At 66.6% G+C, this 3,099-nt stretch carries 3 protein-coding genes; 2 read left to right on the top strand and 1 reads right to left on the bottom strand.

Translation table 11 applies throughout. From position 1 onward, the window contains the following. Nucleotides 1-6: 6 nt before the first annotated feature. Nucleotides 7-1,512, top strand: coding sequence for an NAD-dependent succinate-semialdehyde dehydrogenase (locus B2W70_RS15845; RefSeq protein ID WP_286747130.1), 1,506 nt, complete (start codon nt 7-9; stop codon nt 1,510-1,512). A 59-nt stretch (nt 1,513-1,571) separates the two neighbouring features. Next, nucleotides 1,572-2,501, top strand: coding sequence for an aspartyl/asparaginyl beta-hydroxylase domain-containing protein (locus B2W70_RS15850; RefSeq protein ID WP_286747122.1), 930 nt, complete (start codon nt 1,572-1,574; stop codon nt 2,499-2,501). An 11-nt stretch (nt 2,502-2,512) separates the two neighbouring features. Here the strand turns inward: B2W70_RS15850 and B2W70_RS15855 are convergent. Beyond that, nucleotides 2,513-3,099, bottom strand: a 587-nt coding sequence (locus B2W70_RS15855) for a hypothetical protein (RefSeq protein ID WP_286747124.1), incomplete at its 5' end; no start/stop codon positions are given.

Raw genomic sequence — 3,099 nt, forward strand, 5'->3', positions numbered from 1 at the left:
GCCACCATGCAAACGTCCCCGCTGTCGCCCCCCCTGTCCAGCCTGCAGGACCCCACGCTGCTCAAGACACAGGCCCTGATCGATGGCCAATGGGCAGGCAACGGCCGGGTTTTCGACGTGACCGACCCGGCCACGGGCCACCTGCTCGCCCAGGTGGCGAACCTGGGCGCCGCCGAGACCGAAGCGGCCATCGCCGCCGCCAACCGCGCCTGGCCCGCCTGGGCCAAGCTGCCGGCCAAGGCCCGCTCGGCCATCCTGATGAAATGGTTCCACCTCTTGATGCAGCACGCCGACGACCTGGCCCGCATCATGACCGCCGAGCAAGGCAAACCCCTTGCTGAAGCCAAGGGTGAGGTCGGCTATGGCGCCAGCTTCCTGGAGTGGTTCGCCGAAGAAGGCCGTCGCATCTACGGTGAAACCGTGCCGTCCACCGACCCGAGCAAGCGCTTTTTGGTGCTCAAGCAGCCGGTGGGCGTGTGCGCGGCCATCACGCCCTGGAACTTCCCCATCGCGATGATCACGCGCAAGGTGGCCCCGGCCCTGGCCGCCGGCTGCCCTGTCGTCATCAAGCCTGCCGAGGCGACGCCGCTGTCGGCGCTGGCCGTGGCCGAACTGGCACAGCGTGCCGGCATGCCGCCTGGCGTGCTCAACGTCGTCACCGCCGATGGCGATCGCTCCATCGAAGTCGGCAAGGTGCTTTGCGCCAGCGACGTGGTGCGCCACCTGTCCTTCACCGGCTCGACCGAGGTCGGCCGCATCCTCATGAAGCAGTGCGCGCAGACAGTCAAGAAGCTGTCGCTGGAGCTGGGCGGCAACGCGCCCTTCATCGTCTTTGACGACGCCGACCTGGACGCCGCCGTGGAAGGCGCGCTGATCAGCAAGTACCGCAACGCCGGCCAGACCTGCGTGTGCGCCAACCGCCTGTACGCCCAGGCCGGCATCTACGATCGCTTCGTGGACAAGCTCACCGCCAAGGTTGCCGAGATGAAGGTGGGCAACGGCTTCGAATCCGGCGTGGTGCAAGGCCCGCTGATCGATGGCCAGGCGCTGGCCAAGGTCGAAGAGCTGCTGGGCGACGCCCTGGCCAAGGGCGCGAAGGTGCGCACGGGCGGCAAGCGTGCGGCGGTTGCGCCTGAACTCGCCACCGGCGCCTTCTTCGAGCCCACGGTGCTGTCCGACGTGGACGCCAGCATGCGCGTGGCCCGCGAAGAAATCTTCGGCCCCGTGGCGCCCGTGTTCAAATTCGACACGGAAGCCGATGCCATCCGACTGGCCAACGACACCGAGTTCGGCCTGGCCAGCTACTTCTACAGCCGCGACGTGGGCCGCATCTGGCGCGTCAGCGAGGGGCTGGAGTACGGCATGGTGGGCGTGAACACCGGCATCATCTCGACCTGTGAAGTGCCCTTTGGTGGTGTCAAACAGTCGGGCCTGGGCCGCGAAGGCGCCCGCCAGGGCATCGAGGACTATGTCGAGGCCAAGTACGTCTGCCTGGGCGGTCTGGACCGCTGAGTCGACCACCGGCATCGCGCCACCCGCCAAACCCTGAACCGTTGTCACCGAGCCTGCCCATGAGCCTCGTCCAAGAAATCTGGCCCCTGGCCCCCCGCCACTGGGTGCTGATCACCTTCATCGCTGCCGCCCTGCACGCCCACTTTCGCGGCAAGGTGCGTTTCGGCCTGGTGCGCGCGCTCACCGACTTCACGGTGCTGATCGCGCCCTTCAATTCGCTGATGGTGCTGTTCTCCAAAGTGGGCAGCCAGCCCTACCTGGATGCCAAGCAGTTCCCGGAGCTCAAGGTGCTGCAGGAGAACTGGCAGGTCATCCGCGACGAGGCCCTGGCGCTGGACGAGGGTGGCCGCATCAAGGCCGCGGACGGCTACAACGACATCGGTTTCAACTCATTTTTCCGCACGGGCTGGAAGCGCTTTTACCTGAAGTGGTACGGCGTGGACCAACCCTCGGCCGCCGAGCGCTGCCCCAAAACCGTGGCCCTGCTCAACCAGATCCCCGGCATCAAGGCGGCCATGTTCGCTTCCCTGCCGCCAGGCGCCACACTGGTCAAGCACCGCGACCCGTATGCCGGCTCGCTGCGCTACCACCTGGGCCTGATCACGCCCAACGACCCGGGCTGCTACATCGAGGTCGACGGCCAGCGCTATCACTGGCAGGACGGCGAGGTCGTGATGTTCGACGAGACTTACATCCACCACGCGGCCAACACCACACAGCAGCCGCGCATCATCCTGTTCGCCGACGTGGAGCGCCCCGTCTACACGCCCGTGGTGCGCTGGGTCAACAAGGTGTTTGCGGGCATCGTCATGAAGGCCTCGGCCACGCAAAACGAGCAAGGCGAGCAGGTCGGCGGCATCAACAAGTTCTTCGGCGTGGCCTACCAGCTGCGCGAAAAAGCCAAGCAATTCAAGGCCACCAACCGCACCGGCTACTACGTCGGCAAGTGGGTGCTGATCATCGGGCTGCTGCTGGCGATCTTCTGGTGACCGAGTGACGATCAGCCCTGATCGCGGTCGGTGTGGATGTCCGTCAGCGACCAGGCGTTGCGGGCCAGAACAGCGTCCTTGAAGGGCCCCTCGGGGCATGACCAGGCCATGGTCTCGTAGGGGTGCGGCTGGTGCCTGAAAAACAGGCGTGAAAAGCGTGCTTCGAGCTCCGGGGCATACAGCGTCACGCTGAGGTACTCGGCGCCCTCCCTGAACCCCCGCGCCGCCACGCGCGCCAGCAGGGCCCGCAAGGCCACATCCTCGTGGTGCCTGTCGAGCACGACATCCATGATCTGCAGGGCATGGCGTTGCTCACCGACTTGCGTGCGGCGAACCGCCATCAAACCCACCACCTCGCCGCCACGGCGCGCCAGCCAGACCTGGGCCGGACTGCGAGGGTTGCGAAGCAGGCGGTGACTGAGGCCCTTGAGCGAGCGAAACACCTCGACCCTGCGACTGCGTTTGGCCCGCTCGAGCAATGACTCGACCTCCGGCCCCAGCACCTCAGCCTGGCTGACCTGGACCGTCGACGAGGCCAGCCACAGGGTCGCCACCCGAAACAGCACCATGGCGGTGGTGGCGGCCCAGGCTGCCAGCT

It is taken from the genome of Aquabacterium sp. UBA2148, from assembly GCF_002328915.1.
GTDB lineage: Bacteria > Pseudomonadota > Gammaproteobacteria > Burkholderiales > Burkholderiaceae_C > Aquabacterium > Aquabacterium parvum.

What these genes read in the sequence shown, in the direction of transcription:
- B2W70_RS15845 (WP_286747130.1), top strand. Translation starts at nt 7, where the DNA reads ATGCAAACGTCCCCGCTGTCGCCCCCCCTGTCCAGCCTGCAGGACCCC.
- B2W70_RS15850 (WP_286747122.1), top strand. Translation starts at nt 1,572, where the DNA reads ATGAGCCTCGTCCAAGAAATCTGGCCCCTGGCCCCCCGCCACTGGGTG.